Genomic DNA, 4,312 nt, shown 5'->3' on the forward strand with positions numbered 1-4,312 from the left:
TCGCCAAGAGCGCCGAGAGCCCGCCCGCGAAGTAGAAATCCTCCATCAGGTAGGTGCCGGAGGGGAACAAGTTGGCCAGAACCGGAATCCGGCCCGCCATCGCGTCCATATCCTCCAGCGTCAGGCTAATCCCCAACCGCCGCGCCATTGCGACCAGATGCACGGCGGCATTGGTGGACCCACCTAAGGCCATATAGGCGACCAGCCCATTCAGGAAGCTGGCGCGGGTAACGAAATCCGACGGTTTCAAATCCTCCCAAACCATCTCGACGATGCGGCTGCCGCAGGTGGAGGCCATGCGCGGGTGGCCACTGTCGCAGGCGGGCAGGGACGAGGCACCGGGGAGCGTAAGCCCCATCGCATCGACAATCGAGGTCATGGTCGAAGCCGTGCCCATCGTATTGCAGGTGCCCGCCGAGCGGGTCATGCGGCTCTCCAGATCGACCCAATCGTCTTGCGTGATGCTCCCTGCGCGCAACTCGTCCCAGTATTTCTTGGTATGGGTGCCCGCGCCGGTTTTCTGGCCGCGCCATTGCCCGTTCGACATCGGCCCCGCTGGGCAATAGATCACCGGCAGATCGACTGAAAAGGCCCCCATCAACAATCCTGGGGTGGATTTATCGCAGCCGCCCATCAGTACCGCCCCGTCGATGGGGTGGGAGCGCAAGAGTTCCTCCGCTTCCATCGCGAGGAAATTGCGGTAAAGCATCGTCGTCGGCTTCACCATCACCTCACCGACCGAGAGCGCGGGCAGTTCCACCGGATAGCCGCCCGCCTGCCACACGCCGCGCTTCACCGCTTCGGCGCGCTGGCGCAAATGGGCGTGGCAGGGGCTCATCTCGCTCCAGGTATTGAGAATGCCGATCACGGGCTTGCCGAGAAACTCCTCGCGCCGCATCCCCATCTGCTGGGTGCGCTGGCGGTGGGCAAAGCCGCGCATATCGTTGGAGGCAAACCAGCGTTGACTGCGCAGGCTTTCGAGCGAACGGCGGCTCATCTCAACTTTCCTTCGATCCCACTGACGATTCTAAGCGTCCCATTGCGCGTTCCCCCGGTTGTGCCGATTTTACCCAGCCTGCTGTTATTGGAAATAATAGCGCTACGATTTTACACCCGCAAGCCCCCCTGTTGATGATAAAGGCGGTTTGTGAACGCGGTTTAGGTTGGCTTGACGCCTCCCCGAAAAACAGGGAAAATCATCCCGTCATGAATAATAGCGCTCTTAAAAGTCCCGCGAATGGCCGTCCCGCCGAGGCGGAAGGCGGGCCGCGCGTTCGCCGAGCGCGGCGCAAAATGCAGCGGGTGACGATGATGGAGGTGGCCTTGCGCGCGGGCGTATCATCCTCCACCGTGTCGCTGTATTTACGCAAGCCCAATGCGGTTTCGCCCGCCGCGAGCCAGGCGATTGCCCAAGCGATTGAGGATTTGGGCTATGTGCCGAACCTCGTCGCGGGCGGGCTGGCGGCGGCGGGTAGCCGGGTGGTGAGCGTTATCGTGCCCTCCATCCGCAACGCCTTTTTTGCCGAAACGGTGGCCAGCTTGCAAACCGAGCTTGCCGCCTACGGGTTGCAAGTGATGCTCGGTCACTCGGAATATTCGGAACATGATGAGGAAGCGCTGATCCGCACGGCGCTTGCCTGGGCACCGGCAGCGGTTGTGCTGACCGGGCTCAATCATAGCAAAGCTGCGCGCAAGCTACTCGCGGGCGGCGGCGTGCCCGTAATCGAAATGTGGGAGCTGGGGGAGCCCGCGCCCATCGATATGGCGGTCGGCTTCTCCCACGCGGCAGTCGGGGCGACGGCGGCGCGCCATTTCGCCCAACAAGGGTTTACGAACCTCGCCTTTTTGGGCGCGCGCCTCGCGCAAGACCGCAGGGCCGCCGCCCGCGCCGAAGGGTTTGTCGCCGAAGCCTTGCGCCTTGGCTTGCCCGAACCGCAAATTCTCAACCACCCGGCCCCCGCCACCGCCGAAGCCGGGGCGCAACTGCTCGGGCTCGCCCAAGCCAGCCCCTCGGAGTTTCAGGCTGTCGCCTGCTCCAACGATCTCATCGCCCTCGGCGTTCTCTTCGAATGCCAGCGCCGCAGTATCGCCGTGCCGGGCGATCTCGCCGTCATGGGATTCGGCGATTTGAGCTTTAGTTCCACCAGCAACCCGCCGCTCACCACCATCCGCCCCTCCGGCGACCTGATTGGCCGCGAAGTCGCTCGCCTCATCAAAGCCTGTGCTCACGGTGCTCGCCCGCCCGAAACGGCGCGGATCGTCGATACGGGGCATTTACTGGTGGAGCGGAAGAGCGGGTAGGGGGTGGGTCGGCTCCGGGGGAGCCGATTTAGGGGTTCCCCCTAAAACCCCCGCCAAGGGCAGGCCCTTGGCAATCCCCTTAGTCATTTATCCTGTATTTTTTTTTCAGTAAAACATTGTTATTACTGTAAAAAAACGAAATCGGTTTCCAAAGGGCAAGCCCTTTGGCGGGGGCGTCGGGGGCAGCGCCCCTGACACTCTCAACTCAACCCATACGGCAGCGCGCCGCGATGATCGTGGCTGACGGTGAGTTTGCGCTTTAGCGGCGGCATGGCACGACTTGCGCATTTGGTGCGCTCGCAGATGCGGCAAGAGATGCCGATAGGCTCGAAGGCGGCGCGGTTGCCGAGGTCGAGGTCGTCGGCGTAAACGAAGCTGTCGGCGTAGGTGATTTCGCAGCCCAGGGCCAAAGCATAGCGCGGTTGAACGGCGCGGAAGCCACCGCTGCCTTTACTGGTTTGGGCGGCAAGGCAGAGGTAGCGCGCCCCGTCTGGGGTTTCGGCGAGTTGGCGGATAATGCGGCCGGGGGTTTCGAAGGCTTGGTGGACGTTCCAGACCGGGCAGGCCGCACCGAAGCGAGCGAATTGCAGCTTGCTGGCGCTGTGGCGCTTGGTGATGTTCCCGGCGCGGTCGATGCGGGCGAAGAACATCGGAACCCCTTTTAGGCCGGGGCGTTGGAGCGTGCTAAGCCGATGGCAGACTTGCTCTAGCGAGGCCCCAAAGCGCACGGCCAACAGGTCGAGGTCGTGGCGCAGGGTGCGCGCGGCGGTCAGGAAGGCGCGGTAGGGCAGTAGCAGCGCGCCGGCGAAGTAGTTATAGAGGCCTATGCGGCAAATCTCGGTGGCTTCTTCGGTTCGGAACCCTGCCGCCGTGGCGATGCCCTGGATCGCCTCGGCGGCGTAAAGCTGGGCAATCTGGAAGGCGATTTGGAAATCGCGCGTCGGCGTTGGCGCATAGGGGTTGAGGGTGAGCAACCGGGCGCGCGGATCGTAGTGGCGCAAGGTCTCTTCCCCCGCCGCGCCGCGCGCCACGCGCACGGAGAAATTTTTCTCCAGGAACCCGGTGAGGATGGCGTGATTGTCGCCTTCGCCCAAACTCAGGCTTTCCGCCAGTTTTTCCGCCATCACGTCGAGATCATGGATGTAATTATCAACGAAGTGGAAAAAGTCGCGCACTTCTTCGTAAGGCGTGGTTTCGGTGAAGGCGGTGGCCCCGCCTAAGCGGTCATCGAAACTCGCAAGCTGCTCGCTGTTGCGCCGATAGGCTTGGTGACAGGAGATGAGCGCGTGGGCGAGGCCGGGGGCGTTTTGCACCACCAGCTTCAATTCCTGTGCGGTGGGCGAATAGGTTTCGAACAAAGGGTCCGACAGGGCTTCGGAGAGGGCGGACAGCAGCCGGTCGCCTTCGCCGCTGGAGAGTTCGGCAATATCGATTTGGAATTTTTCGGCCAGCGCCAGCAGTACCGCCGCCGAGACCGGGCGCTGATTATTCTCGATCTGATTGAGGTAGCTCGTGGAAATGCCGATGCGTTCGGCAAACTGGGCTTGTGTCGCCTTCGTGCCGTCGCGGATTTCGCGCACCTTGCGCCCGATATAGAGTTTTCCGATCGCCATTTCGCAAATTCGCAATTCACTGTTTGCGTTTTTATAACTTCCACAGTGTCACCTCATCAAGCTTTCCTTTCGGCGGCGTTTGGCCTACTCCGAAGCGACAGAGTTGGGGGTTTACAACCAACCCGAGTTTAGGGAGGAAAAGCCATGCGCGCGGTCCTAGAGCAGTTGGAAGCACGACGGGCCGAAGCGCGGGCAGGCGGGGGCGCGCGCCGCGTCGAGGCGCAGCACGCCAAGGGCAAGTTAACGGCGCGCGAGCGGCTGGACGTGCTGCTCGACGAAGGCTCCTTTGAAGAATACGACATGTATGTGACCCACCGGGCCACCGAATTCGGCATGGCGCAGCAGAAGGTGGCGGGCGATGGGGTTGTGACCGGCTGGGGCACGATCAACGGTCGTCA

General features: G+C 62.5%; 4 protein-coding genes. 2 read left to right on the plus strand and 2 right to left on the minus strand.

Going from position 1 to position 4,312, the window contains the following annotated elements:
- The coding region (locus ACIQ36_RS18855) for a dihydroxy-acid dehydratase (protein WP_395832226.1) at positions 1-997 on the minus strand (997 nt) is incomplete at its 3' end.
- A 209-nt stretch (positions 998-1,206) separates the two neighbouring features.
- Between ACIQ36_RS18855 and ACIQ36_RS18860 the strand changes: the two genes are divergently transcribed.
- Positions 1,207-2,301, plus strand: a complete 1,095-nt coding sequence (locus ACIQ36_RS18860; protein WP_395832228.1) for a LacI family DNA-binding transcriptional regulator — start codon at positions 1,207-1,209, stop codon at positions 2,299-2,301.
- A gap of 200 nt (positions 2,302-2,501) precedes the next feature.
- Here ACIQ36_RS18860 and ACIQ36_RS18865 read toward each other — a convergent pair whose 3' ends face one another.
- Positions 2,502-3,914, minus strand: a complete 1,413-nt coding sequence (locus ACIQ36_RS18865) for a short-chain fatty acyl-CoA regulator family protein (protein WP_395832230.1) — start codon at positions 3,912-3,914, stop codon at positions 2,502-2,504.
- Positions 3,915-4,058: 144 nt separating this feature from the next.
- On the opposite strand from ACIQ36_RS18865, the gene ACIQ36_RS18870 reads away from it, so the two are divergent.
- Positions 4,059-4,312 (plus strand): carboxyl transferase domain-containing protein (locus ACIQ36_RS18870; protein WP_395832232.1); only part of this gene is annotated, 254 nt, incomplete at its 3' end.

The organism is Elstera sp., assembly GCF_044372965.1.
GTDB lineage: Bacteria > Pseudomonadota > Alphaproteobacteria > Elsterales > Elsteraceae > Elstera.

Coding starts and splice junctions, on each gene's coding strand:
- ACIQ36_RS18865 (WP_395832230.1), bottom strand. CDS start 3,914: ATGGCGATCGGAAAACTCTATATCGGGCGCAAGGTGCGCGAAATCCGC.
- ACIQ36_RS18860 (WP_395832228.1), top strand. CDS start 1,207: ATGAATAATAGCGCTCTTAAAAGTCCCGCGAATGGCCGTCCCGCCGAG.